Here is a 25,512-nt window from a genome sequence, read left to right as displayed (position 1 = left end):
GCCGCCGCCGGGACGCGGGGGGTCGGGGTCGCGGCGGGAGGGACGGTGGGCGTAGGTTTGCGGCGCCCAGCGTGGCTGGTCTTGATCTTTTCCGGTCGGAACCGGACGATCGACCCGAACGCTTCGACACGTGCTCTCAAGGGGTGACGCCAGATGGGGCTGGACAACGTCGCGGTGCACTGGCCGCGGACCGGCCGCTTCTACGATCCGGTCGCACCGGCCGAGTTCGTCGACTTCGGCGAGATCGTCGACCTGCCGCGGATCTCCGCGCCGACGGCGGCCCTCGCCGAACACATCGCCAAGACCGGCACGGTCCGGGCGACCGCGTACACGGAGCTGGTCGACCTGCTGCTCGGGCTGGAGAATGTGCTCTACGCCACGGAGGCCGCCGCCGAGGACGAGGACCCGGTGATCGACCCGGACGGCTGCGCCTGGATCGCGGGCGGGATCGAGCGCTTCGTGGCCGGGCACCGGCCGCACGGGGAGACGGTCACCTTCGACTCGGTCAGCACCGTGCTGCGCGGGCTGCTCGGCGACGGCCGCCTCGCCGAGCAGCAGTTGCGCTGGCTCGACACCCGCCTCGACGCCCTGCGTGACGAGAACGGCGACCCGCCGCAGTGGGACTTCACCTGTGCCGAGCTGGGCGTGCTCGCGGCCTTCTACCGCCGTTGCGCCGACCGGGGCTTCGCGGTCTACGCCGACGCCTGACCGGGCAACGCGCCGGGCCGTCCCACGCGTGGTGATCGACTCCGGGTCGGCGACATGGCGGTATCCGGGCGACGGGACACCGCCATGTCGCCGACATCGCGCAGCCCGGCGCGGGCGCGGCGGCCCGAGGCGGCCCGGGGCGTCAGCCGTACGTGTCGCGGGGGCCCCGGCCCCGCACGCGGCGCGGCCCTCGGGACCACGACGGTGCGGCCGGCCCGTGGATGTGCAGCTTGCGCACCACGTTGTGGCCCACCTCGCTGGCGATCTGCCGCAGCAGGGAGGCGGCGAGCAGCCGCAGCTGGGTCGCCCACGCGGTGGACCGGGCCTCGACGGTCAGCTCGCCGTCCTCCAGCTTGACCGGGCGGCTGTTCTGGGCCACCTCGGGGCCGACGACCCGCTCCCACGCGCCGAACACGGTCGCCTCGGCGGCCGGCTGTTCCCAGCCGCGCGCCTTCATCAGCCGGCCCAGCACGACGCCCAGCGGCTGCGGGTCGCGGGGGTCCGGACCGGGCCCGGAGTAGCCGCGTAGCCGCCGGCCGCCATCGCCGTCGCCGGAGACGACGCTGCGCCGGCGGGTCTTGGCCGCCGCCTCGCGGCGGGCCCGCGCGGCGTCCAGGACCGCCCGGGCCAGCTCCGGTCCCGCCGGCCCGCCGGCCGCGTCGCCGCCGCCCTCGGCGGCCGGGTCGGCGGGCGGTCCCGCCCCGTCGGCCGCCCGGCCTGCGCCGCGTGCGCCGCCGCCCCGGGCGGCGGCCTCCCGACCACCCGGCCCGACAGCGGGGGTACGCGGCCCGAGCCGGGCCGGCGGCAGCCCCTGCTCATCCGGCACGGCGCACCTCCCCCTCGCCGACCTGGTAGCGGACGCCGTGCAGGCCGGCCGGCACGTCGTCGTCGACGGCGCAGGTCACCAGCAGTTGGCTCGCCCCGCCGACCAGCCCCGCCAGCCGCTCGCGGCGGCCCGCGTCGAGTTCGGCGAAGACGTCGTCGAGCACCAGCACGGGCTCGATGCCGTCGGACCGGAGCAGGTCGTATCCGGCCAGTCGCAGGGCCAGGGCGAACGACCAGGACTCGCCGTGGCTGGCGTACCCCTTGGCGGGCAGCGGGCCGAGGGTGAGGGCCAGGTCGTCGCGGTGCGGGCCGACGAGCGTGGTGCCGCGCTCCACCTCGGCGGACCGGGACTCGGCCAGCGCCGCGAGCAGCGCCTCGGCCAGCGCCGCCCGGTCCGCCACCGGGTCGGCCAGCTCCACCGACGGCCGGTACGCGATCCCCGCCGCGCCCTTGCCGGCGGCGACCGCGTCGTAGGCCTTGGTGACGTGCGGGCCGAGCGCGGCGACGAGTTCCAGCCTGCCGGCGAGCAGTTCGGCACCGTGCCGGGCGAGGTGGGTGTCCCAGACGGCGAGGGTGGACAGGTCGCCGCCGCGCGACCCGCCGGTCTTGCGGGCCAGGTACGCGGTGCGCAGCAGGGCGTTGCGCTGCTTGACGACCCGCTCGTAGTCGGCGCGCACCCCGGCGTACCGGGGTTGGCGGCTGACCAGCAGGTCGTCGAGGTAGCGGCGGCGTTCCCCCGGGTCGCCGCGGACGAGTTCCAGGTCCTCCGGGGCGAACAGCACCAGTCGCAGCGCGCCGAGGACGTCGCGGGCCCGCCGGGCCGGTGAACGGCCCAACCGCGCCCGGTTGGCCTTGCCGGGGACGATCTCCAGCTCGACCAGCAGCTCCCGCCCGTCGTGCGCCACCGCGCAGCGGATCACGGCCGAGGTGGCCCCCAGCCGCACCAGCGGGGCGTCCGTGGCGACCCGGTGCGAGCCCAGGGTCGCCACGTAGCCGAGCGCCTCGACGAGGTTGGTCTTGCCGGTGCCGTTGGCGCCGACCAGGACGTTGGGGCCGGGTTCGAGGTCGACGGCGACCCGCTCGTAGGAGCGGAAGTCGACCAGTTCGAGCCGGCGGACGTACACGGGTGGTGGACGCCGCTCAGCGCTTGTGGACGGCGTGGCCGCCGAACTGCTGGCGCAGGGCGGCGACCGCCTTCATGGCGGGGGAGTCCTCCTGCCGGGAGGTGAACCGGGCGAACAGCGAGGCGGCGATGACGTTCAGCGGCACGGCCAGGCGGATGGCCTCGTCGACCGTCCACCGGCCCTCGCCGGTGTCCTCCGTGTAGCCGCTGAGGTCGGACAGGTCCGGGTCCTCGTCGAGGGCCCGGTCGAGCAGGTCGAGCAGCCAGGACTGGACGACGGTGCCCTCGCGCCAGGACTTGAACACGCCCGGCACGTTGGTGACCAGCTCGGACTTGGTCAGCAGCTCGTAGCCCTCGGCGTAGGCGTGCATGAGGCCGTACTCGATGCCGTTGTGCACCATCTTGGCGTAGTGGCCGGCGCCGACGGGGCCGGCGTGCACGAAGCCGTGCTCGCCGGCCGGCTTGAGCGCCTCGAAGATCGGCATCAGCCGGTGCACGTGCTCCTGCGCGCCGCCGACCATCAGGGCGTAGCCGTTCTCCTTGCCCCAGACCCCGCCGGAGACGCCGACGTCGAGGTATCCGATGCCGCGGGTGGCGAGGCGCTCGGCCCGGGGGGCGTCGTCGCTGAACCGGGAGTTGCCGCCGTCGATGACGATGTCGCCGTCGCCGAGGTGCTCGGCGACGGCGTCGATGGTGGTGTCGGTGACGCCGGCGGGGACCATCACCCAGACGGCCCGGGGGCCGTCGAGCTTCTCGGCCAGCTCGGCCAGGCTCGTGACGTCGCTGCGGTCGGCGTTGCGGTCGTAGCCGACCACCTCGTGACCGGCGGCGCGCAGCCGCTCGCGCATGTTGCCGCCCATGCGGCCGAGTCCTACGAGGCCGAGCTGCATGTGTTCCTACCTCCGCTGCGTCCGGGTCGGGTGTGCGCGATCAGCGGGAGACGCGGATCGGCATGATGAGGTACCGGTACCCGGGGATGACCTCGCCATCCTCACCTGCGGGGGAAATCACCGCCGGCTTGAAGGCGTCGACGAACGCGAGCTGCGCGAACTGGGCGCCCAGGTTGGCGAGCCCGTCGATGAGGTACTGCGGATTGAAGCCGATGGTCAGCGGGTCGCCGGTGAAGGTGGCCTCCATGGCCTCGCTGGCCCGCGCCTCCTCGGTGCCGCCCGCCTCCACCACGAGGCCGTCGCTGCTGAAGCTGAGCAGCACGGGGGTGGTGCGCTCGGCGACCAGCGCGACCCGCTTGACGACCTCGATGAGGGTGCTCACGGCGAGGCGGGCCTCGGCGTTGTGGCTGGCGGGAAAAAGCGACCGCACCGGCGGGTAGTTGGCGCCGTCGAGCAGCCGGCTGGTGGTGCGCCGGGTGCCGCCCGAGAAGCCGATCATGCCCTCGCCGGCGGACCCCTGGGAGAGGGCCATCGTCACGTGGCCGCCGAGCGGGCCGAGGGCCTTGGCGGTGTCGTGCAGGGTGCGCGCCGGCACCAGGGCGTTGACGCTCACGCCGGGGTCGTCCGGGTGCCATTCCATCTCGCGCAGGGCGAGGCGGTAGCGGTCGGTGGCGAGCATGGCCAGGTTGCCACCGGAGAGCTCGATGCGGACGCCGGTCATCATCGGTAGCGTCTCGTCCCGACCGGCGGCGACGGCGACCTGGGCGACGGCGGCGGCGAACGCGACCGCGTCGACCGTGCCGGTGCTCTCCGGCATCTCGGGCAGGGCGGGATAGTCCTCCACCGGCATGGTGGGCAGGGTGAACCGGGCGCTGCCGCAGACCAGTTCGAGGTGCGCGCCGACCGCGGCGATGTCCACCGGCTTCGCCGGGAGCGCCTTGGTGATCTCGGCGAGCAGCCGGCCGGAGACCAGGGCGGCCCCGTCGGCGTCGCCCTGCACCTCGACGGTCACCTGGCTGGAGACCTCGTAGTCGAAGCCGGAGACCTGCAGGTTGCCGTCGGTCACCCGGAGCATCACGCCGGCCAGGACTGGCACGGACGGCCGGTTGGGCAGGCTCTTCGCGGTCCACGCCACGGCCTCGGCGAGCGCGTCGCGCTCCACTCGGAACTTCATCAATGCCTCCGCGTCGACGTCAGCGACAACTCTCTCATGCCGACCGCTGCCCACCGTCCCGCCCGACTGTGCGGGTTCCCATCGCACCTTAGGGCGCGCGGGCATCGGCTGTGCGCCCGACCCCGTGGATCGGGCCGGTGCCGGAGCGACCGTCTCCGGCCGTTCCGGCCCCATCCACAGGAAGTCCAACGGTGATGATTGGTTTTTGTTCTCTTAGAAGAACAAACTCATCGTCTTCGTAGCACCTGTGCAAACTGTGGAAAACCCGCGTCTGCGCAGGTCAGACACGTTATCCACCGGTGGTTAGCCTGTGGAGAACCCGGGGGGAAACCCGGCCGGTCGTCCACAGGCCCGCCGATCCACCGAGTTGTCCACCGCCGTCCACCGGTTATCCACCGGTTATCCACCGACTTTCTCCCCAGTCCTGTGGACGGGCCGTAACGGTCTTCACGTCGTTGTCCCCAGAACCTTCAACAGGAAGCCCACAGCCCTCCGCCCGCCTGTGGGCGACGGGCGTCGTCGTCCACAGCCGTCCACAGCCGTCCACAGGACCGTCCCCAGGGTTTGTCCACAGCCTGTGGGTAACCGGGGTCGGACCGTGCGTAGTTTTCCACCGCCGGTGGACAACCGCCTGTGGACAGCGTGTGGAAACTGTGGACGGGCATGCGCCGATCCTGGGGCCTGAACCGGGTCGAGGGTCAACACGAGGCGTCCCGGCACGCCTGTGGACGACGGCTCCGGGGGCGGGAAGTGACCGGCGTCACGTCGACCCGGGTGGTCGGGCGCGGGGGTCGACGCCGCCCCGGAATGCGAGAACGCCCGGCCGTGGTCGGCCGGGCGTCGGTCGCCGCTGCGGGCGAGGGCGTGGTGGGCGTACGCCTCAGGTGGTCTGCTTGATCCGGTTGGTCAGCTCGGCGATCTGGTTGTAGAGCGAGCGGCGCTCCGCCATCTGCTGACGGATCTTGCGGTCGGCGTGCATGACGGTCGTGTGGTCCCGACCGCCGAACGCCTGCCCGATCCGGGGCAGCGACAGGTCGGTCAGCTCCCGGCACAGGTACATGGCGACCTGGCGGGCGTTGACCAGCACCCGGGAGCGGGAGTGCCCGCGCAGGTCCTCCAGGCTGACCCCGAAGTAGTCGGCGGTGGAGACCATGATCTGGTCGGCGGTGATCTCGGGGCCGGCGCCGTCGGGGATGAAGTCCCGCAGCACCTCCTCGGCCAGCGACAGCTCGACGGTGGACCGGGTGAGGCTGGCGAACGCGGTGACCCGGATCAGCGCCCCCTCCAGCTCCCGGATCGAGTTCGACACCCGGGACGCGATGAACTCCAGCACGTCCGGCGGCGCGTAGAGCCGCTCCTGGGCCGCCTTCTTCTGCAGGATCGCGATCCGGGTCTCCAGGTCGGGCGGCTGGATGTCGGCCAGCAGCCCCCACTCGAACCGGGTGCGCAGCCGGTCCTCCAGCGTCGCGAGCTGCTTCGGCGAGCGGTCGGAGGTGACGACGATCTGCTTGTTGGCGTTGTGCAGCGTGTTGAAGGTGTGGAAGAACTCCTCCTGGGTCCGCTCGCGGTTCTCCAGGAACTGGATGTCGTCGATCAGCAGGATGTCGACGTCGCGGTAGCGGCGCTGGAACGCGCTCGTCTTGTCGTCGCGGACCGAGTTGATGAAGTCGTTGGTGAACTCCTCGGTCGAGACGTACCGGACCGAGCGGGCGTTGCCGAGCGTCGTGGCGTAGTGGCCGATGGCGTGCAGCAGGTGTGTCTTGCCCAGCCCCGAGCTGCCGTAGATGAACAGCGGGTTGTACGCCTTCGCCGGCGACTCGGCGACCGCGACGGACGCGGCGTGCGCGAACCGGTTGGACGAGCCGATGACGAACGTCTCGAACATGTACTTCGGGTTGAGCCGGTTCCCCCCGGTCTCCGCCCCGCCGGGCAGCCGCCGGTCGTCCCGGCCGCCCGGACGGTGATCCATGCCACTGCGACCCGGTCCGCTGTCGGTGCCGCCGTCGCGCGGCAGCCGCTGGGGCCCCGGCCCGGCGGCCGCCGGGTACCGCACCTCGTAGGGCCGGGCCCCGCCGCCGACGTCGAGCCGGGGCCGCTCCTCGAAGGCGCGGCGGTCGGCGCCGGGCAGCAGCGGTTCGGCGAAGGCGTCGCCGAACAGGGGCTCCTGGGCGTCGCGGGCGGTGGGGACGAGCCCGGGGCGGTGCCCCTCGTCGGCGGGGACCGGCCCCGCCTGCCCGGGCTCCGCGTCCCCGTGCCCGGGATGCCCGGGGGCGTCGCCCTGACCCGGGCGGGGTGGCCGCGCGTGGTCGACGCCCGACTCGTCGTGACCGGGGTGGGCCGGGGCGGGAAAGCCGAGCGCCGGCCCACCCCGGCCCGCGCCGGGCTCGTCGTAGCCCCGGGGGTCGAACGCCGGCGGGGCGGCGAAGCCGACGGACCCGTCGAGGGCGGGCTGTTCGCCCGGACCGGCGTCCGGGGTGCTGCGGTACACGGTGCCGGCGGGGCGGCCCGAGGGGTCCTCGGCGACCCGGACGGTCACCGCCACCTGGATCGGGCGGCCCAGCCGCCGGGTCAGCGCCTCGGTGATGGCCGGGCGCAGCCGGGACTCGATCACGTCGCGGGTGAAGGCGTCGGGCACGGAGAGCAGGGCGGTGTCCTCGACGATCGCGCGGAGCCGGGTGAGCCGCAGGTACGCGCGTTGCTGCGCGGAGATGATCTCGTCGGCGAGTTCGTCCGTGGTCGCCGTCCACACCGCGGCTAGGTCGGTCGTACCGGCCACCGTCGTGCCACCCCCCTCGCTTCTGCTCCCGACCGCCGCGGTGGTCCAGCCGGACGACTCACCGGCCGTCGTCCACAAGTTATCCACAGCCTGTGTGTACTGACCGATTGTGGCCCCCCGCCCGAAGCGGGTGGGACCTGCCCCCTGTCTGAACGGGCGCTGAAGCGGGTTTCACCGTGCCGAACGATTCACTGCCTGGTCGGGTCTTGCCCGAGTCCGGTCCTGCTCGACGACGACCGTCTCGCCCGACGACGGGAACGGGGCGACGACGCCGACCGCAAACGCGCACGCTAACAGCGCGGGGCCGGGGCCATCAACCGTCGACGCGGTGGCGCCCTTGGCGACATCAGTGAAAAGCAGCGCTTCGGTCGTGGTCAGGGGCGTTGCGGGACGTTTGACGCTCACTACCCCGCTGCGTAGGCTGGAACGGCTGCTCTGCCGCCCTCTGCTAGGGTGGTGCGTGCTTGCTGTCCGCGGTCGCCTGCCCCGCATCGTCGAGGTCCCGCGCCGCCGGGCAGCACCGATCGGGGGCCACCGCCGAGGTGGCCTGGACCACCACACGACCCCGGCGGTCCTGCGCCCGGGGCGTACGAAAACGGAGAGCCTGACGTGAGCAAGCGCACCTACCAGCCGAACAACCGCCGGCGCGCGAAGACCCACGGCTTCCGGCTGCGCATGCGCACCCGGGCCGGCCGCGCCATCATCTCGACCCGTCGCGCCAAGGGCCGCGCCCGCCTGTCGGCCTGAGGCCGACCGAGGCCGGTCCGGGGGACGTGGGCAGTCGTGCTGGCCGCCGCGCAACGACTGCGGCGCAGCAGTGACTTCGCCGCAGCGGTCCGGGCTGGTCGCCGGGCGGGCCGTGGCGTGCTCGTCGTCCACCTGACCCTGCCCGGCACATCGGGGACACCGACGGACGTCTCGCCGGAGCCGGCGCGGACCACCGCTGCGGAGCACACCGCCGCAGCGACCCGCGCCGGCTTCGTCGTGTCCAAGGCCGTCGGCCCGGCCGTGGTCCGTAACGCGGTCCGGCGTCGGTTGCGGCACCTGGTCCGCGAGCGGCTCGCGGCCCTGCCCGAGGGCAGCACCCTGGTCGTACGGGCACTCCCGGCCGCAGCCGAGGCGTCCTACCCCCGGCTCGGGGCCGACCTCGACGCGGCGATCGCCGCAGCCCGCGCCCCCCGAGGGCGGCGGCCCCGATGAGCAGCGATTCCACCGCTTCGCGGCCGACGGGCTTGGGTGCCCGGGTGCTGACCGGCCCCATCGTCGCGTACCGTCGTTGGATAAGCCCGGCGCTGCCGGCCCGCTGTCGGTTCTACCCGTCGTGCAGTGCGTACGCCCTTGAGGCCGTGGCCCGGCACGGGGCGATCCGGGGGGTCGGCCTGACGGTCCGACGGTTGTTGCGCTGCCACCCCTTTCACCCTGGTGGACACGACCCGGTGCCCGAGCCGGGCGGTCGCCGCCGTGCCGAAGTGACTGGAGCCTGAGAATTGTTCAGTCTGGACTGGATCTACTACGCGATCTCGTGGATCCTGCTGACCTGGCACTCGGCCTGGGACGCCATCGGAGTGCCGGTCGACGCGGTGATCGGGACGAACTGGGCCTGGATCCTGGCCATCGTCTTCCTGGTGGTCACCGTACGGGTGATCCTGTTCCCGGTCTTCGTCAAGCAGATCAAGTCCCAGCGGGCCATGCAGGCGCTCCAGCCCAAGGTGAAGGAGCTCCAGGAGAAGCACAAGGGTGACCGGGAGACGCTCCAGAAGGAGATGATGGAGCTCTACCGGAAGGAAAAGGCCAACCCGCTCATGGGCTGCCTTCCGATGTTCCTCCAGATCCCGGTCTTCCTCGGCCTCTTCCACGTGCTGCGCCGCCTCGACCCGGCCAAGGTCAACAAGACGCTCTATGGCTGGACGGTCGAGCAGTTCGACAGCGCCTCCAGCGCCAAGCTCTTCACCGCGCCGATCGCCGGCAAGTTCGGCTCGACGGCCAACGAGCTGGCCCGCCTCGGGGCCAACGGCACCACCGTGAAGGTGATCGCCGGCATCCTGGTCCTGGTGATGATGGGCACCACCTACCTCACCAGCCGCCAGATGATCCTCAAGACCGGCTGGGCGGAGGACCCGCAGCAGAAGATGGTGCAGCGCCTGATGCTCTACGGCATCCCGCTGTCGCTGCTCGTCTCCGGCGCGATCTTCCCGATCGGTGTGATCATCTACTGGGTCACGAACAACCTCTTCACCCTCGGCCAGCAGCAGTGGGTGCTGCGCAAGTACCCGCCGCCGCCCACCCCGGGCCGCACCGGCGTCAAGTCCACCAGCCCGGTCCAGCCGGCCAAGACCGCCGGCCTGTTCGGTCGCAAGGCCGCCCCCGCCCCGGTCAAGCAGGCCCCGGCGACGCCGAAGGTCGCCGGCCCGAAGCCGGGCGCCAAGCCGGTCAACCCGAAGAAGAGCGGCCCGGCCAAGCGCCAGGGCTGACGCCTCCCCCGTCCGCGCCGGCCGCCCGGCGCGGACGGGACCGGGCCCTGGCCGCCGTCCGTGGGGCAGCGCCGGGCCCGGACCCACCGCGCGCAGCGCGGCCGCGGGCGACAGCCGCCCGTACAGACGTGCCCGTGGGCACCGGCGACCTCCCGCCGGCCCCGGGGAACCAGCGGACCCGACGGTCCGGCCGAGCGAGTACGGAGATGAGACCGTGACCGAGACCAGCATCCCCAGCGCTGACAAGTCAGTGGACGAGGAGAGCGCGCCGATCGAGGCCACCGACGACACCGAGGAGGAGGCCGAGACCGGGGCCGCCCCCCGGGAGAAGAAGGCGCCGGCCGAGAGCGAGCTGTTCCGGCAGAGCGAGATCGCCGCCGACTACGTCGAGGGGCTGCTCGACATCCTCGACTACGACGGGGACATCGACGAGCTGGTGTCCGGTGGGCGTCCGGTGGTCGAGGTCGTGGGCGGCCGGCTGCAGAATCTGGTCGGGCAGCGCGGGGCCACCCTGGAGGCGCTCCAGGAGCTGGCCCGGCTGGCGGTGTTCCGGCAGACCGGGACCCCGAGCCGGCTGCTGCTCGACGTCGGCGGATACCGCGCCACCCGGCGCAAGGAGCTCGCCGCCGTCGCCAAGAACGCAGTGGAGAAGGTCAAGGAGTACGGGGAGCCGGTGCGCCTCGAACCGATGTCCGCCTTCGAGCGCAAGTGCGTCCACGACGTCGTCAACGCGATGAGCGGCGTGGAGAGCGAGTCCGAGGGCGTCGAGCCGAACCGTCGCATCGTCGTCCGGCCCGCGGACTGACCGGGTGACCCACGACGACACCACGGCTGACACCGTGTCCGGCCCGGGCGGCACGCCGCCCGGGCCGTCGCCTGCCCGGCCCGGGTCGGCCGACGAGGTGCCCCGCGCCGGGGCCGCGCCGTCCGGCGTGACCGCACCGGTCCCCGGGGACGATTCGCCCCACCCGACCGGAGAGGCGCCGGATCCGGCAGCCGCGACGCTGCCGCCGGAGCTGGCGGAAGCCGCCCGTGCCCTCTTCGGCGACCGGCTCGACCTCGCCGCCGCGTACGCGGAGGTGCTCGCCACCGACGGGGTGGTCCGTGGCCTGATCGGGCCCCGGGAGGCGCCGCGGATCTGGGACCGGCACCTGCTCAACTGCGCCGCGGTGGCGGAACGGATCCCGCCGGACGCGTCGGTGCTCGACGTCGGCTCGGGTGCGGGCCTGCCCGGGCTGGTGTTGGCCATCGCGCGGCCCGACCTGACGGTCACCCTGGTCGAGCCGCTGGCCCGCCGCACCTCGTTCCTCGTCGAGGTGGTCGAGGAGTTGGGGCTGGCGAAGACGGTCCGCGTCTTCCGGGGGCGGGCCGAGGAGGCGGCGACCGGCTCCACCGGGGTCGGTCCCTTCAGCGCGGACGTCGTGACCGCCCGCGCCGTCGCCCCGCTCGACCGCCTCGCCGCGTGGTGCCTGCCGCTGACCGTGCGCGGGGGGCGGCTGGTGGCCATGAAGGGTGTGTCGGCCGCCGAGGAGATCGCGGAACACGCCGAGGCCGTCGCGAAGCTGGGCGGCGGCGAGCCGAGCGTGCAGCTCTGCGGGGCCGGCGTGATCGAGCCGCCGGCGACGGTGGTGGAGATCGTGCGTGAGCGGGTGGTGAACCAGCCCCGCGTCAAGTCGGCGGCGAAGCGCTCGCGCGGCGGGCGTCGCCGGGGCCGCTGAGCCCGCTTCCTCCCCTCGGTCGGCTTCCCACCGCAGCTCGGGTCGTTGATCCGGGTGCGGGTACGCGCGGCCGGGAAAACCCGGCGTGGACCGGCCGCGCCCGTCCGCCGTAGGCTGACCGCGCGTCGATAGTGTGGAGCGGACGGCATCTGGCCGCCAGGGGGTCCCGGCCGCTCCCGCCGGGCCGTAGGCTCCGTGATGCGAATGAGCGTGGCCAAGACGACGGGGTGCGGACCGACCATCCGGAGCGGGTAGGGATGACAGGTGCATGACGACGGCAGGTACGACGATCCACGGGTGAACGGGCGCGGGGAAGGGGCCGCAGTTGGCCCTGTTTCACGTGAAACAGGCGCGCCCGGCTGGCCCGGTGACCCGTACGGGGCTGCGGCGTACCCGCACGGCAGCGACCCCGTTCCCCGCGGCGACGCCCCGCCAGCCGGCCCCGGCGCGGGAGGCGGTGCCGCCTCGCAGGCGGAGGCGACCGGGACGGTCTACGGCAGGGCCGGTCAACCCGGCGACGCCCCGGAGGCTGACCGTCCCGATCCCGGGTTCTCCGCTCACGTCGGGTCGACACCCCGGCCTGCCGCCGTCCTGCCCCAACAGTCCGCACCGCACGTGGTGCCCGGCGCGACCCCGAGGGCCGCCGTTCCAGTCGACACGCCGGCGTCGCCGGGCGGAGCCTATGGCGCCGAACCGGCCGATGCCGCGTACGTTTCACGTGAAACCCCGACGCGCGAAGAGGATGACCCACCGTTGGCTATGGAGGCAATGCGCGCCGTGCAGATCCTTAATCCGAGTGGCGAGGTGACCATGCCGCGTCCGGAGCGGACCCGGGTGATGTGCGTCGCCAACCAGAAGGGCGGCGTGGGGAAGACCACGACCACGGTGAACCTGGCGGTGGCGCTCGCCCTGCACGGCAACCGGGTCCTCGTGGTCGACCTCGATCCGCAGGGCAACGCGTCGACCGGGCTGAACGTCCCGCACCACACCGGGGTGCCGGACGTCTACGACTGCCTCATCAACAGCGTTCCCCTGGAGGAGGTGGCCCAGGGCGTCGAGGGCATCCCCAACCTGTGGTGCGTGCCGGCCACGATCGACCTGGCGGGCGCGGAGATCGAGCTGGTGTCGGTCGTCGCCCGGGAGTCGCGGCTGTCCCGGGCGATCGAGGCGTACCCCGGCCACTTCGACTACGTCTTCATCGACTGCCCGCCGTCGCTGGGTCTGCTCACCGTCAACGCGCTGGTGGCCGCGCAGGAGGTGCTCATCCCCATCCAGTGCGAGTACTACGCGCTGGAAGGGCTGAACCAGCTGATCAACAACATCAACCTGGTCCGGAAGCACCTCAACCCCAGGCTCGACGTCTCCACCATCCTGCTCACCATGTACGACCGGCGGACGCGGCTGGCCGACGCGGTGGAGCAGGACGTCCGCAACCACTTCGGCGACAAGGTCCTCCAGGCGGTGATTCCCCGCAACGTCAGGGTCTCCGAGGCACCGAGCTACGGCCAGTCGGTCATGACCTACGATCCCGGATCACGGGGGGCGACGAGTTACTTCGAAGCCGCCCAGGAGATCGCCGAGCGTGGGGTCAAGGAGCCGGTGAGCCGGAATGCGTAGTGGTGCGGACAAGTCGCTGGGAGGCATCGTATGAAGAACCGTCCTCGGGGCGGTCTGGGTCGAGGGCTCGGGGCGCTGATCCCCACCGGCCCGGTCCAGCCCGTCGAGACGACGACGGCGATGCCCGAAGACGACGAGGCATTCGTCCCGGCCTCGGCACCGGCCCCGGTGATGACGCCGGCCGACGTCGAGGTCGCCGCGGCCGTGCCGCTGTCCGAACCGCAACTCAGCCCGGTGCCCGGTGCCCGGTTCGCCGAAGTGCCGGTCGACGCGATCGTCCCCAACCCGAAGCAACCCCGCCAGGTCTTCGACGAGGACGCCCTGGAGGAGCTGAAGACCTCCATCCAGGAGGTCGGCTTCCTCCAGCCGATCGTGGTGCGGGCCCTGGACGGCGAGAAGTACGAGCTCGTCATGGGCGAGCGCCGGTGGCGGGCCGCGCAGGCGGTCGGCCGGGAGAACATTCCCGCCATCGTCCGGGACACCCGTGACGACGCCATGCTCCGGGACGCGCTGCTGGAGAACATCCACCGGGCCAACCTCAACCCGCTGGAGGAGGCCGCCGCATACCAGCAACTGCTGGAGGAGTTCGGCGCGACCCACGAGGAGCTGGCCCGCCGGATCGGCCGGAGCCGCCCGCAGATCTCCAACACCATCCGGCTGCTGAACCTGCCCGCGCAGGTGCAGCGGCGCGTCGCCGCCGGGCTGCTCTCCGCCGGCCACGCCCGCGCGCTGCTGAGCCTGGACGAGGCGCAGGCGCAGGAGCAACTCGCGGCGCGCATCGTCGCCGAAGGGCTCTCCGTCCGCTCGACCGAGGAGATCGTCGCGCTGGCCCTGGCGGACGGGCCGGCGAAGGCCCCGGCCGCGAAGCGGCGGACCACGGCGCACGCCCCGGCCCTCACGGACCTCGCGGACCGGCTCTCCGACCGGTTCGACACCCGGGTGAAGGTGGACATCGGCCGGAGCAAGGGCAAGATCACCATCGAGTTCGCCACGGTCGACGACCTGGAGCGAATCGTCGGCATCATCGGGGTCGGCCAGGAGGAGGAGACCCCCGAGGACTGAGCCGCCCCTGCCCGCCCCCGTCGGCCGCGCCGTCCCACCCGGGGCGACGCGGCCGACGCGTCCCGGGCGACTGCGTCGGGCAGGGCCGCCGTCGGGCAGGGCTGCCGTCGGGGCGGGCGGGCCGCCGGGCCGCGCTGCGGGGCACCGCCGCGATGAGCGCGTAGGCGGCGGCGGTGCGGAACGCCCCGGCCGTCCTGCGGAGCGCCGCCTCCCGGCGCGGTATCCTCCGCACCGGCCGACGCCAGGCGACCCGGGCATCTTGCTTGCTGGGGCGGTGAAGGGTTCGCCCACCCTCGCGCCCCGGCCCTTCCTGCGGTGCGGCGAGGACCGCGCGCCGCGGTTGCCGGCACGTTCCACGTGAAACCTTCCGGCCGTTGGCGGGCGGGCTCGGTCCCACGATGCCAGGAGACGGGACAGGCCCGCCCGGCGATCGGCTCCAGGCTCTGGGGTACGGCCACAGCGTTGGCGACGGTCGTTGGCGACAGGGCGAGCCGGTTCGCTGCTCGGCCGGCCCTGGATCGCCCTGTCGGCGACATGGGGGTGCCCCGAGGCCCCGACACCGCAACGTCGCCGACAGGGCGGCGGGCCGCCGGACGATCCCGGAGGCCACCCGCAGCGCGCTCGCCCAGCCGGCACCGGACGCCACCCGCAGCGCCGCCCCGCCGGGTCCCGGAGCCAGGTACCGGGTCCGGGCGGGCCCCCAGGCCGGACCACCGCCTCCCGGGCGCGGCGTCCCGGCTCTGCCCCGCCGGTGGACTCCGGATGGCCGCCCAGTCGACGTGCGCACCCGTTTGCCTCGGTCCTGCCGCCCGCTGGTTCCACGTGAAACGGGCCTCCGCCGCTCCGGGGACTCGGTGCCGCAGGTGGAGCCTACGGTCGCCGCAGGCGCACGGAGAACGTCGACGGTGGTGACCCGTGACGGCGCCTGGCTCCGGGCACCCTCTGCGCGGGTGAGCCGTCCGACTCGTCCAGCGCCGGAAGGCGACGCAGGGGCGGCGATCCCGGCCGTGCGGGGCGAAGCTCTGCCTCCGTTTCACGTGGAACCGAGAGCCGGAAGACTTCACCGCAGAGATCGCCGACGCGCAGCACGCCAGACCCAGGGTCGCGCCCCGAGGTCGACTCCGGCCCGCACTGTCCGCCCACCGGAGCCCACGGGTCCGGACCCTCCGATCCGCAGGCACACAGGCGGCGGGGGCGCGGAGTGCCAGAACAGAGAGGTGCCGCGGGGCCGGGGGCGCGGAGGGGCAGCGCGCAGGGCGTAGAGCGCAGGGCGTAGAGCGGAGGGCAGCGCGCCGGGCACAGGACGGAAGGATGCCCTCGGGGACATTCGCCTGATGGCCTGGGGCCGAGAAGGCGGGTCCCCAGGACGACAGCGGCGGCGGCCCTCGTGTCCGTCCGGCGGCCCCGAGGAGAGCTGGGCTCGGCATCCCGGCCTCGATGCCCCCGCAGCCCCTGCTGGCAGGCGCACCTGCGCCCGTACCAGCGCGACCCGAGGGACAGGGACGGGCCAAGGCCCGCACCCGTGAGGCGGCAGACCCCAGACGGTCCGCACGCCGTCGCGGACTGCGTCCCCACCCCCAGGGCACCCGACTGGTCGGTTCGGACCCGCACGGCCCTCTCAGCCGGCTGGCCCGATCTCTCCCATGCGATCGCGCCGCGCCGGGTCGTTCGCCGCCGCACCGACGGCGCTCTCTCCGCCCGCCCTCGGCCGGTCCCCGGCGGTCCCGCCGCACCCGACGATGACGAGTTCCCACTGACCGACGACCACTGAAGGAAGGTCGAGCACCCAGATCGGGCACCGGCACCGTCGCCTGCCACCTGTTCGGCCGGACACCCACGGAGAGCCGGGGCCGTCAACACCGCCGGACGACCGGCCGGCTCTCCGTGGCCCTCGCGGCGTCCGGCGGGTCGGCCGGCGCACCAGACGACGCGGCCCGGCACCCCTGCGGCGGCGAAAGGACGGCGTCGTCCGGCCCGGAAGACGCCGGCGATCGGGATCATGTTCGGGCGCTCAGGCAGCGACCCGCAGGCCGCCGGCTCGTTAGGAACGAGGGAGACAAGAGGCTGTGCACAACTCTCGCCGAACGGCGTGGAGTTATCCACAGCGGTTTTCCACAGCCCCACCCCGTTTCACGTGAAACCCCGCGTGAAACGCGTTGTCAGCCTGTGGACGACGGGTAGTGGCGACCGCCTTGGCGGCCTGTGGATAACGTGTGGACAACGGTGGGGGACGCGCCCGGGACGGACCTGCGCGGGGCCGCGGCGGCTGCCTCGCCCGGCGGTTGCCACCGGGTCCGACGAGGGGCCGGGCCGCCCCTGGACGCTGGACGAATCAGGTAGGGACAGGGCCCGTCTGCTCGGTTAGGGTCAGCGTCGTGCACGACACCCCTCCCGCAGTCCCCGACTTCACCTCCTGGCCCTCCTTCCCCTTCGAGGGCGACCTCCGGGTCAAGCACCTTGACGACCCCGTCCCGGTGGAACCTCCGCGCAAGGGCGAGGGGAACCGGGAGTGCACGGCCTGCGCCGCGCCCGACGACGCGTACATCTGGGTCGGCGAGCGGTGGCGTGTCCGCGCCATGGACCGGCCCACCGGGCTGCCGATGGTGCTGATCCTGGAGTCCCGCTCCCACCTGGACCTGGGCGACCTGCCCAACCTGCTCGCCGCCGAGCTGGGCGTGATGACGGTGCGGCTGGAGAAGGCCATCCGCTCACTCGACGGCGTCGCCCGCGTCCACGTGAACCGGTGGGGCGACGGCTCGGCCCACCTGCACCTGTGGTTCCTTGCCCGGCCGTACGGGCGGCTCCAGTTGCGGGGCACGTTCCTGTCGCTGTGGGACTCCATCCTCCCGCCCATCTCCGAGCAGCAGTGGCGGGAGAACCTGGCCATGGTGGCCGCCTGGCTGGCGGAGTTCGGTGGCCGGCCGCTGGCCGAGCCGCCGCGCATCCAGTGGCAGGCGCCGTCGAGCATCGGCACCCAGGCGTCCCCCGACCCGGTGGGCGAGGACGACGGCGTCGGCGTGATCGAGGCCGCCGAGGAGATCCCGGAGCCGGTGGACGGGCCGACCGACGCCGCCCGGTAGCCCGGAGACAGCAGGGGCGGGCGGCGTCGGAGGCGGAGACCGGTCAACCGCGCCGGGCGGCGGCCCGGGTGACCAGGGAGCCGATCAACCGGCCGAAGTCCAGCCCGGCGGCCTGGACGGCGAGCGGCAGCAGCGACGTCTCCGTCATGCCCGGCGAGACGTTGACCTCCAGCACGTGCGGCCGGCCCTCGGTGTCCACGATCAGGTCGACCCGGGACAGGTCGCGCAGTCCCAGCGCCGTGTGGGCCGCCACGGCCACCTGGGCCACGGTGGCGGCGACCTCCGGGTCGAGCCGCGCGGGGGTGTGCCAGGTGGTCCGGCCCGCCGTGTACCGGGCGGCGTAGTCGTACACGCCGTTGCGGGGGACGATCTCCACGGCGGGCAGCGCCTGCGGGCCCTCTCCGAGGTCGACCACCGACACCGCCACGTCCATGCCGGAGACGTACCGCTCGACCAGCGCCGTCGAGTCGTACGCGAAACAACCGACCATCGCAGCCGGCAGCGCCGCGGCGTCCCGGACCACGGCGGCGCCCAGGCCGGAACCGCCCTGCGCCGGCTTCACCATCAGCGGCAGCCCGAGGCGGTCGACGATGCGGTCCAGCACCGCCACCGCGCCCAGCTCGGAGAAGCGGTCGTGCGGCAGGGCCACCCAGTCCGGGGTGGGCAGGCCGGCCTCGCGGAGCACCGCCTTCGCCGACGGCTTGTCCCAGGCGACGCGGGACGCCCGGGCGTCGCAGCCGACGTACGGGACGTCGCACAGGTCGAGCACGCCGCGCAGCGAACCGTCCTCGCCGGTCGCGCCGTGCAGCGCGATCACCACGGCGTCCGGCGGGTCGGCGACCAGGGCCGGCAGCAGGGCCACGTCGGCGTCCCGCAGCTCCGCCTCCACCCCGACGGCGCGGAGCGCGTCCAGCACCCGGCGACCGGAACGGAGCGAGACGTCCCGCTCGTAGGAGAGTCCACCGGCGAGCACCAGAACGTGCAGGTCGGTGGTGCTGGCGGGGTCGGTCACGGTGATTCGCTCGGCAGGGATCGCAGCCATGCCGGAATCATGCCAAGTCGGGTCCCGGGGTGTCCGCGCCGGCCTGCCCCCGCCGCGAACCGGGACGCCCGACGGTGTTCCCGAAGACCCGGCGCATGGCGATCTCCTGCTCCATCACGCCGGCCAACCGGCGCACCCCCTCCCGGATCCGCTCGGGCGTGGGGAAGGAGTAGTTGAGCCGCATGTTGCCGGTGCCGGTGCCGTCGGCGTAGAAGCCGGTGCCCGGCACGTACGCGACCCGGGCCGCGATCGAGCGCGGCACCATCGCCTTGGCGTCCAGGCCGTCGGGCAGGCTCGCCCAGACGAAGAGGCCGCCGGTGGGCCTGGTCCAGGTGGTGCCGGCCGGCATCAGGTCCTCCAGCGCGGTCAGCAGGGCGTCGCGGCGCTCCCGGTAGACCTCCCGGTAGGTCTTGAGCTGCTCGCGCCACGGCATCGTCCCCAGGTAGGTCGAGACGGCGGCCTGGGCGAACCCGCTGGGGCAGAGGATGTTGGCCTCGCTGGCGATGACCAGCTTGTCGCGGACCGCGTGCGGAGCCAGGATCCAGCCGACCCGCAGCCCCGGGGCGAAGGTCTTGGAGAAGGTGCTGAGGTAGAAGACGCCGTCGCGCCGCCGGGCCCGCAGCGGCCGCGGGGCGTCACCCTCGAAACCGAGCTGCCCGTACGGGTCGTCCTCGATCACCAGCAGGCCCGCGCGCTCGCAGATGTCGAGGACCCGTTCGCGCCGTTCCTCGCTGAGCGTCACGCCCATCGGGTTCTGGTAGGTCGGGATGGTGTAGAGGAACTTCACCCGCCGCCCGGCCCGGGCCAGGTCGGCGACCGCCGTCTCCAGCGCCTCCGGGATCAGCCCGTCGTCGTCCATCGGCACGTGCACGACCTGGGCCTGGGCGGCCTGGAACACCCCGAGCGCGCCGACGTAGGTCGGCCCCTCGGCGAGCACCACGTCGCCCGGGTCCAGGAAGAGGCGGGCCACCAGGTCGAGCGCCTGCTGCCCACCGACGGTCACCACCACGTCCTCCGGGGAGGCCCCGCACGACGCGTCGATGCCGGAGAGGGCCATCACCTCGCAGATCCGCTCGCGCAGCTCCAGGGAGCCCTGCCCGATGCCGTACTGGAGGGTGGTGACGCCGTGCTCGGAGCCGAGCCGGCCGAGCATCTCGCCCACCGCGTCCAGCGGCAGCGCGGCGATGTACGGCGCGCCGCCGGCGAGGGAGACCACCTCGGGCCGGCTGGCCACCGCGAACAGTGCGCGGATCTCCGAGGCGGTCATGCCCCGGACGCGCCGGGCGTACCGGTCGGTGTAGTCGTCGAGCGTCGTGCCGGTCATGACATCACCTCGATCGCGTGTCGGGCGGCTCCCGCCCCCCGGGGGTACCCGGGACACCGCAGACCATGGCGGCACGGGACGCAGACCACCGATGGTAGTCCCTCCCCGCCCGGCCGGGCCGGTCCATTTGCCGGCCGTCCACATCCCGGACCGGCCGCGCGGCGGAACGGCAGGCCCGGATGGGCGGTGCGGGGTGTTTCGCGCATCCCCTCCCGTACCGTCGTCCGGCGGCGTACGATCGCTCGTCGGAGGTACCGAAGGCGGCGGCGTCGATCTCGCCTCCGAGCCTATTGTGGGGATGCGCCGATGTCGCGACGTCTGGTCAGTTTGACCCTCGACACCCTGGAGGACCTGCCCCGGCCGTGCCGGCAGTGCGTCCACTGGGAGCTTGATCCGGTTTCGGCCGACCGGGCGTGCGCCGCCGGCGACCCGGGGCTGGAGAAGGAGGCCTGGGTCTCGCAGACACTGCTGGAGTGGGGCTCCTGCGGCAAGCTCGCGTACGTCGACGGCATGCCCGCCGGGTTCGTGATGTACGCCCCGCCGGCCTACGTGCCCCGGTCGATGGCGTTCCCCACCTCCCCGGTCTCCGCCGACGCGGCGCTGCTGATGACCGCGCACGTGGTCGCGCCCTTCGCGGGCGGCGGGCTCGGCCGGATGCTGGTGCAGGGCGTCGCCCGGGACCTCACGAAGCGGGGCATCAAGGCGATCGAGGCGTTCGGCGACGCGAAGTTCGGCGACGAGGGCGACCCGGCGGGCGGCTGCGTGGCCCCCGCCGACTTCTTCCTGTCGGTGGGCTTCAAGACGGTCCGTCAGCATCCCCGCTTCCCTCGGCTGCGGCTGGAGCTGCGCACCGCGCTGAGCTGGAAGTCCGACGTCGAGTACGCCCTGGAGAAGCTGCTCGGGTCGATGAGCCCGGAGACCCTGCTCCGGCCGGTCCGGCCCGCCCCGGCGACCCGCTCCACCGGCGGCTGACCGGCCGGGTGTCGACCGGCCCTGCGGGCGGCGGCCCCGCACGGTGCCGGCTGCCGCCGTGGCGGGCGGCTCAGTTCGCGCCCACCCGGCGGCCGGCGGCGACCGCCGCGCGCAGCGCGCCGACGTCGATCGAACCGGTGGGCACGTCCCGTTCGATCGGGAAGTACATGCGCTGGACGGCGGCGACGATCGCCTCGACCAGCCGGTCCCGGAACCGGGGGTCGACCAGCCGTCCCCGGTCGGTGGGCGACGTCAGGTAGCCCACCTCCACCCGCACCGCCGGCATCCGGGTCAGCCGCAGCAGTTCCCACGTCTTGGCGTGCGTACGGCAGTCCCGCAGGCCGGTGCGCGCCACGATCTCCCGCTGCACCAGCCCGGCCAGCCGCTCGCCGGTCGCGGAGGTGACCCCGTTGCCGGTGCCGTAGTGGTAGGTGGCGACCCCCTCCGCCTCCGGGTTGGCGTGCCCGTCGGTGTGCAGCGAGATGAACACGTCGGCGCCGAGGGAGTTGGCCAGGTGCGCCCGCTCGGCGTCCGGCAGGCAGCTCTGCGGCGTCGGGCCCCGGGTGAGCTGCACCCGCACGCCCGCTGCCGCGAGCCGCCCCTCCAGCCGGCTGGCCAGGTCGTGCACCAGGTCGGCCTCGGTCCAGCGCAGCGGGCCGTCCGGCACCACCACCCCGGGATCGGTGCCGCCGTGCCCCGGGTCGACGACCACGGTCCGGCCGACGAGGGTCGGGCCGGCCTGCCGGATCGCGTCGGACTCGCGCAGCCACTGCGGCCGCCCGCCCACCACCTTGCGCCCCAGCCTGCGCAGCGTCCCCATGGTCTGCGGGCCGCAGGAGCCGTCCGGCTTGAGCCCCATCTCGCGCTGGAACTGGGCCACCGCCCGCGAGGTGCGTACGCCGTAGACGGCGTCGGCGCGTCCCACGTCGTACCCCATCTCCAGCAGGCGTTCCTGGAGCGACCGGACGTCCTCGCCGGTCAGCGGCTCCGGCACGGCGTGGTAGAGGGTGCGCGCGCCGAGCCGCCAGCGGGCGGCGTCCAGGGCGCGCCAGGTCTCCGCGCCGACCCGCCCGTCGACGCTGAGCCCCCGGGACTGCTGGAACGCCCGCACGGCGCGTTCGGTGTCGGCGTCGAACTCGTCGCCGGCCGGGGGCCCGGCCGCGAGCAGGTCGAGACCGGTCAGGACGGCGCGGATCTCGCGCACCGCCGGTCCGCGGTCACCGGGTCGGATCGGACGCACGCTCGCCCCCTTCGCAGGGTCGCCGGCCGGCGGCTCCCGGGTTGAGGCTATGCGGTCGGGCGGGCCGAGGTGGCGGTGTCCGCGCAGGTCACGGCCGGGAAACGCGAAACCCCGCGCCCAACGGACGCGGGGTTTCGCACGGCGGCTGTCAGAGCGCGGACTGGATCAGCTTGACCAGCTCGCCCTTCGGCTTGGCGCCGGCGATCGACTGGACCGGCTCGCCGTTCTTGAACACGGTCAGGGTCGGCACCGACATCACCCGGTACGCGCGCGCGGTCTCCGGGTTCTCGTCGATGTTGAGCTTGACGATGCTGACCTGGTCGCCCATCTCGCCGGCGATCTCCTCGAGCAGCGGCGAGACCTTGCGGCACGGGCCGCACCACTCCGCCCAGAAGTCGACGAGCACCGGCTTGTCGGACTTGAGCACGTCGACGGCGAAACTCGCGTCGGTGACCGCCTTTGTCGCTCCCACTATGACCCTCCTACGGTCTTGCGATGTGTTCCTTCAGTCGTTTCGGTGCGCCGCCCGGGAAGCCGGGGGCACGGCGCTCAGCCTTCGAGCGTGGCGATGAAGCGCTCGGCGTCGAGGGCGGCGGCGCAGCCGGTGCCGGCCGCGGTGATGGCCTGCCGGTAGGTGTGGTCCACCACGTCACCGGCGGCGAACACGCCCGGGACGCTGGTGCGGGTGCTGGGGGCCTGCACCTTCACGTAGCCCTCGTCGTCCAGCTCCACCTGGCCCCGGAAGAGCTCGCTGCGCGGGTCGTGGCCGATCGCCACGAAGACGCCGGTGACGTCGAGGACCTTGCTCTCCCCGGTGTGCACGTTGCGGACGCGGACGCCGGTGACCTTGCCGTCGTCGCCGAGGACCTCCTCGACCACGCTGTTCCACTCGACCTTGATCTTCTCGTTGCCCAGCGCCCGCTCGGCCATGATCTTGCTGGCGCGGAACGAGTCGCGCCGGTGGATGATGGTGACCGACTCGGCGAACCGGGTGAGGAAGCTGGCCTCCTCCATCGCCGAGTCGCCGCCGCCGACGACCACGATGTGCTGGTTGCGGAAGAAGAAGCCGTCACACGTGGCGCAGGACGACACGCCGTGGCCGAGGTATTCCTGCTCGCCCGGCACGCCCAGCGGACGCCAGGCGGAGCCGGTGGAGAGGATGACCGCCTTCGCCCGGTAGGCCGTCTCGCCGACCCACACGGTGCTCACCGCGGCGGAGCCGATCTTGCCGGTGTCGGTCAGCTCGACCCGGGTCACGTCGTCGGTGAGGAACTCGGCGCCGAACCGCTCGGCCTGCTTGCGCATGTTGTCCATCAGCTCGGGGCCGAGGATGCCGTCGGCGAAACCGGGGAAGTTCTCCACCTCGGTGGTCGTCATCAGCGCGCCGCCGGACTGCACGCCCTCGATGACCAGGGGCTTGAGGTTGGCGCGCGCGGCATAGACCGCCGCCGTGTAACCGGCCGGCCCGGAGCCGATGATGATCAGGTTGCGGACCTCGTCCACTGCCGTCTCCCGATGTGTGTGGTCGCCATCGGCACGCGCACCGATGCCGGTCGGAGCGTCGACGCCGCGCGGACGCCGACTACTGACTTGCAGAACGTCATCGTACGAAGTGGGGATTCCCGAGCCGGTCATCCGGTGGGTCACGTCACGTGGAAGAACGGCAGAGGTGAATCAGGCGCAGCCGGTGGAGGCCCGCCGGGCCGGCGGCGGCCTCACCCTACCCGCGTCCGGTAGCGGGTGTCGGCACCGGACCCGGGCACCCCGCACTCGGGGCCGCTCACCCACGCCCAGCGCTCCCCGGACGGGTCGACGAAGCGCACGACCAGCGCCGGCGCGCCCTGGAAGCGCGCATAGTCGACGAGGTCGACGGTGAGCGGACCGGCACCGTGCTCGGCGCTGACCGCGGTGAGGCAGTCGGCCAGGGCGCCGGTGCCGGTGAGCCGGCCCAGGCCGCCGACGGCCGGCAGCCGTCCGTCGTCGTCGCCTCCGGCCGGCGCGTCCGGCCCCGCCCCGAACGACCTCGGCGGCTCGCTGGCGGGAGACAACCGGCCGCCGGCGGCCAGGGACTCCGGCGTCCAGTCGGTGCCCGAGCGTCGTGGCGTGCCGGCGAGGGTGAACCCGCCGCCGCCCGACTCCGCCTGCGCGTTGACCGGCCGGTCGGCCGCGCCGCCGCTCTGGTCGCTGCCGCCGACCACCTGGTTGAGCCCGAATCCGACGGCGACGACCGAGGCCGCGGCCAGGGCCACCGGCCCGGCGAGCCGCGCCCAGCGTCGCCCGCGACCGCCGGGGCGGCCGGTCGTCGGGCCGGGACCGCCGGCGGGCCGCCGCGTGCCCCCGGTGGGCTGGGCGGGCACCCGGCCGAGCCGGGCCTGGTCGGCGAGGCCCGCCCGGTCGGGCTGGTCGGTGGCACCGGCGGGCGTGCCGGGGCCGGCGCCGGCCAGCGCGGCGGTGATCCGGTCGGCGACGACCGGCGGCATCTGCGGTGCCGGCCCGGCCCAGGCCGCGAGGGCGTCGCCGACCGGGGCCAGGGCCGCCGCCAGCGCGTCGTGGGCCCCGGCCCAGGCCGGGTCCTCCGCGACGAGTCGCGCCACGACCGCCTCGTCGGGGGTGCCGTCCAACGCGCCGCCGAGGTAGTCGGCGAGCAGGTCGAGGTCGACCTCCCTGAACCCCCCGGCAGTCACGAGTCCTCCTGGTTGGCGACGCGCCGGGAGCGTCCCGACCCTGATCGGACGCCGTCGGTCGGCCGGGGGTTCCCCTGGGTGACGGCGGGCACGTCCGGGCCATGGGAGCCGTCGACGCCGGCGCGCGGCGAGGCCAGCCGCACGGCGTCGGGCTGTCGGCCCGCCCCTGCGGCGTCGCCGGCCGGGCCGTCGGGCAGCGCGCCCGTACGCAGGTGCCCGAGCGCCACGGCGAGCCGGGCCCGGCCCCGGGCGCAGCGGCTCTTGACGGTGCCCTCGGCGACGTCGAGGATGCGGGCCACCTCGGCCACCGGGTAGCCCTGCACGTCCACGAGGATCAGCGCCGCCCGTTGCTCGACGGGCAGCTCGGCGAGCGCCTGCCGGACCACCAGGGCGGTGTCGTGGTCCTGGACGGGGGCGGCGGGCTCCGCGCCGCCGGTCGACGGGCCGCCGTCGACGCCGTGCGTGCCGTCGGGCAGCGGGACGGTCGGGTGCGCCTGCCGGCGGCGGATCCGGTCGAGGCAGGCGTTCACCACGATCCGGTGCAGCCAGGTGGTCACCGCCGAGTCGCCCCGGAACCGGGCCGCCGCCCGGTGGGCGGACAGCAGCGCGTCCTGGAGGGCGTCGGCGGCCTCCTCGCGGTCGCCCAGGGTCCGCAGGGCCACGGCCCAGAGCCGGTCCCGGTGCCGGTGGAACAGCTCGGTGAAGGCGTCCCGGTCACCGGCGACGTGGGCGCGCAGCAGGTCGGCGTCGCTGGCGCGCTCGTCGTGACCGTCCATCACCGCGCCCGATCGCTGCGGTGCCCCGTC

General features: G+C 73.9%; 23 protein-coding genes and 1 pseudogene. 11 read left to right on the top strand and 13 right to left on the bottom strand.

Annotated features, from left to right (window positions below):
- Positions 1–153: 153 nt before the first annotated feature.
- Entirely contained in the window at positions 154–708 is a 555-nt protein-coding gene (locus tag O7633_RS19075) for a hypothetical protein (RefSeq protein WP_074478268.1), read from the top strand.
- A 142-nt stretch (positions 709–850) separates the two neighbouring features.
- Here the strand turns inward: O7633_RS19075 and O7633_RS19070 are convergent, their stop codons facing one another.
- The 6 genes from O7633_RS19070 to O7633_RS19045 form a co-directional block, all read right to left on the bottom strand.
- On the bottom strand, positions 851–1,534 hold the full coding sequence (locus O7633_RS19070; protein WP_282323391.1) for a DciA family protein: 684 nt from the start codon (positions 1,532–1,534) through the stop codon (positions 851–853).
- Entirely contained in the window at positions 1,524–2,657 is a 1,134-nt protein-coding gene (gene recF / locus O7633_RS19065; protein WP_282323390.1) for a DNA replication/repair protein RecF, read from the bottom strand. The genes O7633_RS19070 and recF overlap by 11 nt, the downstream gene beginning before the upstream one ends.
- 16 nt (positions 2,658–2,673) lie before the next feature.
- Positions 2,674–3,546, bottom strand: coding sequence for a phosphogluconate dehydrogenase (NAD(+)-dependent, decarboxylating) (gene gnd, locus O7633_RS19060; RefSeq protein ID WP_282323389.1), 873 nt, complete (start codon positions 3,544–3,546; stop codon positions 2,674–2,676).
- A 40-nt stretch (positions 3,547–3,586) separates the two neighbouring features.
- Positions 3,587–4,720 (bottom strand): DNA polymerase III subunit beta, encoded by a 1,134-nt coding sequence (gene dnaN / locus O7633_RS19055; RefSeq protein ID WP_282323388.1) that lies wholly within the window; start codon positions 4,718–4,720, stop codon positions 3,587–3,589.
- 880 nt (positions 4,721–5,600) lie between these two features.
- A complete protein-coding gene (dnaA, locus tag O7633_RS19050) occupies positions 5,601–7,496 on the bottom strand; it encodes a chromosomal replication initiator protein DnaA (protein WP_282323387.1) in 1,896 nt (631 codons plus the stop codon).
- A 171-nt stretch (positions 7,497–7,667) separates the two neighbouring features.
- Positions 7,668–7,901, bottom strand: coding sequence for a hypothetical protein (locus tag O7633_RS19045; protein WP_282323386.1), 234 nt, complete (start codon positions 7,899–7,901; stop codon positions 7,668–7,670).
- A gap of 204 nt (positions 7,902–8,105) precedes the next feature.
- Here O7633_RS19045 and rpmH point away from each other — a divergent pair, with 204 nt between their 5' ends.
- From rpmH to O7633_RS19000, 9 genes and pseudogenes are all read left to right on the top strand, one after another.
- Complete coding sequence (rpmH, locus tag O7633_RS19040) at positions 8,106–8,243, top strand: 50S ribosomal protein L34 (protein WP_013736606.1); 138 nt, start codon at positions 8,106–8,108, stop codon at positions 8,241–8,243.
- 36 nt (positions 8,244–8,279) lie between these two features.
- On the top strand, positions 8,280–8,696 hold the full coding sequence (rnpA, locus tag O7633_RS19035; protein ID WP_074478256.1) for a ribonuclease P protein component: 417 nt from the start codon (positions 8,280–8,282) through the stop codon (positions 8,694–8,696).
- Positions 8,693–8,980 (top strand): membrane protein insertion efficiency factor YidD, encoded by a 288-nt coding sequence (yidD, locus tag O7633_RS19030; RefSeq protein WP_074478254.1) that lies wholly within the window; start codon positions 8,693–8,695, stop codon positions 8,978–8,980. Before rnpA ends, yidD begins: the two co-directional genes overlap by 4 nt.
- Before the next feature lie 3 nt (positions 8,981–8,983).
- Positions 8,984–9,967, top strand: a complete 984-nt coding sequence (yidC, locus tag O7633_RS19025) for a membrane protein insertase YidC (protein ID WP_282323385.1) — start codon at positions 8,984–8,986, stop codon at positions 9,965–9,967.
- 214 nt (positions 9,968–10,181) lie between these two features.
- A complete protein-coding gene (locus tag O7633_RS19020; protein WP_178066987.1) occupies positions 10,182–10,772 on the top strand; it encodes a R3H domain-containing nucleic acid-binding protein in 591 nt (196 codons plus the stop codon).
- A 199-nt stretch (positions 10,773–10,971) separates the two neighbouring features.
- Positions 10,972–11,685 carry a 16S rRNA (guanine(527)-N(7))-methyltransferase RsmG gene (gene rsmG, locus O7633_RS19015; RefSeq protein WP_282328596.1) on the top strand — a complete coding sequence of 238 codons (714 nt, stop codon included), beginning with the start codon at positions 10,972–10,974 and terminating at the stop codon, positions 11,683–11,685.
- Between the two features lie 264 nt (positions 11,686–11,949).
- Positions 11,950–13,302: an AAA family ATPase gene (locus O7633_RS19010; RefSeq protein ID WP_282323384.1), complete on the top strand. Its 1,353-nt coding sequence runs from the start codon at positions 11,950–11,952 to the stop codon at positions 13,300–13,302.
- Between the two features lie 30 nt (positions 13,303–13,332).
- Positions 13,333–14,364 carry a ParB/RepB/Spo0J family partition protein gene (locus O7633_RS19005; RefSeq protein WP_178066986.1) on the top strand — a complete coding sequence of 344 codons (1,032 nt, stop codon included), beginning with the start codon at positions 13,333–13,335 and terminating at the stop codon, positions 14,362–14,364.
- A 2,375-nt stretch (positions 14,365–16,739) separates the two neighbouring features.
- A pseudogene (locus O7633_RS19000) lies at positions 16,740–17,336 on the top strand (hypothetical protein); the annotation flags it as partial.
- A gap of 151 nt (positions 17,337–17,487) precedes the next feature.
- Here the strand turns inward: O7633_RS19000 and O7633_RS18995 are convergent.
- On the bottom strand, positions 17,488–18,486 hold the full coding sequence (locus O7633_RS18995; RefSeq protein WP_278130457.1) for a D-alanine--D-alanine ligase: 999 nt from the start codon (positions 18,484–18,486) through the stop codon (positions 17,488–17,490).
- 7 nt (positions 18,487–18,493) lie between these two features.
- Entirely contained in the window at positions 18,494–19,810 is a 1,317-nt protein-coding gene (locus O7633_RS18990) for a PLP-dependent aminotransferase family protein (RefSeq protein WP_282323383.1), read from the bottom strand.
- A 306-nt stretch (positions 19,811–20,116) separates the two neighbouring features.
- Here O7633_RS18990 and O7633_RS18985 point away from each other — a divergent pair, with 306 nt between their 5' ends.
- Entirely contained in the window at positions 20,117–20,782 is a 666-nt protein-coding gene (locus tag O7633_RS18985) for a GNAT family N-acetyltransferase (RefSeq protein WP_074478242.1), read from the top strand.
- Between the two features lie 70 nt (positions 20,783–20,852).
- Here the strand turns inward: O7633_RS18985 and O7633_RS18980 are convergent, their stop codons facing one another.
- The 5 genes from O7633_RS18980 to sigM form a co-directional block, all read right to left on the bottom strand.
- Positions 20,853–22,022, bottom strand: coding sequence for an N-acetylmuramoyl-L-alanine amidase (locus O7633_RS18980; protein ID WP_282323382.1), 1,170 nt, complete (start codon positions 22,020–22,022; stop codon positions 20,853–20,855).
- A 148-nt stretch (positions 22,023–22,170) separates the two neighbouring features.
- A complete protein-coding gene (trxA, locus tag O7633_RS18975; protein ID WP_043960991.1) occupies positions 22,171–22,494 on the bottom strand; it encodes a thioredoxin in 324 nt (107 codons plus the stop codon).
- Between the two features lie 77 nt (positions 22,495–22,571).
- Positions 22,572–23,525 carry a thioredoxin-disulfide reductase gene (gene trxB, locus O7633_RS18970; protein ID WP_278130452.1) on the bottom strand — a complete coding sequence of 318 codons (954 nt, stop codon included), beginning with the start codon at positions 23,523–23,525 and terminating at the stop codon, positions 22,572–22,574.
- 212 nt (positions 23,526–23,737) lie between these two features.
- Entirely contained in the window at positions 23,738–24,706 is a 969-nt protein-coding gene (locus O7633_RS18965; RefSeq protein WP_282323381.1) for a hypothetical protein, read from the bottom strand.
- Positions 24,703–25,482, bottom strand: coding sequence for an RNA polymerase sigma factor SigM (gene sigM, locus O7633_RS18960; protein WP_282323380.1), 780 nt, complete (start codon positions 25,480–25,482; stop codon positions 24,703–24,705). The genes O7633_RS18965 and sigM overlap by 4 nt, the downstream gene beginning before the upstream one ends.
- Positions 25,483–25,512 lie beyond the last annotated feature (30 nt).

Origin of the sequence: Micromonospora sp. WMMD712 (assembly GCF_029581295.1) — a bacterium.
Classification (GTDB): domain Bacteria; phylum Actinomycetota; class Actinomycetes; order Mycobacteriales; family Micromonosporaceae; genus Micromonospora; species Micromonospora carbonacea.
Note: the sequence above shows the minus strand (reverse complement) of the source record. Positions and strands in the feature narration are given on the sequence as shown.

Coding starts and splice junctions, on each gene's coding strand:
- gnd (WP_282323389.1), bottom strand. CDS start 3,546: ATGCAGCTCGGCCTCGTAGGACTCGGCCGCATGGGCGGCAACATGCGC.
- yidD (WP_074478254.1), top strand. CDS start 8,693: ATGAGCAGCGATTCCACCGCTTCGCGGCCGACGGGCTTGGGTGCCCGG.
- O7633_RS18990 (WP_282323383.1), bottom strand. CDS start 19,810: ATGACCGGCACGACGCTCGACGACTACACCGACCGGTACGCCCGGCGC.
- O7633_RS19005 (WP_178066986.1), top strand. CDS start 13,333: ATGAAGAACCGTCCTCGGGGCGGTCTGGGTCGAGGGCTCGGGGCGCTG.
- dnaN (WP_282323388.1), bottom strand. CDS start 4,720: ATGAAGTTCCGAGTGGAGCGCGACGCGCTCGCCGAGGCCGTGGCGTGG.
- O7633_RS18995 (WP_278130457.1), bottom strand. CDS start 18,486: ATGGCTGCGATCCCTGCCGAGCGAATCACCGTGACCGACCCCGCCAGC.
- O7633_RS19075 (WP_074478268.1), top strand. CDS start 154: ATGGGGCTGGACAACGTCGCGGTGCACTGGCCGCGGACCGGCCGCTTC.
- O7633_RS18985 (WP_074478242.1), top strand. CDS start 20,117: ATGTCGCGACGTCTGGTCAGTTTGACCCTCGACACCCTGGAGGACCTG.
- sigM (WP_282323380.1), bottom strand. CDS start 25,482: ATGGACGGTCACGACGAGCGCGCCAGCGACGCCGACCTGCTGCGCGCC.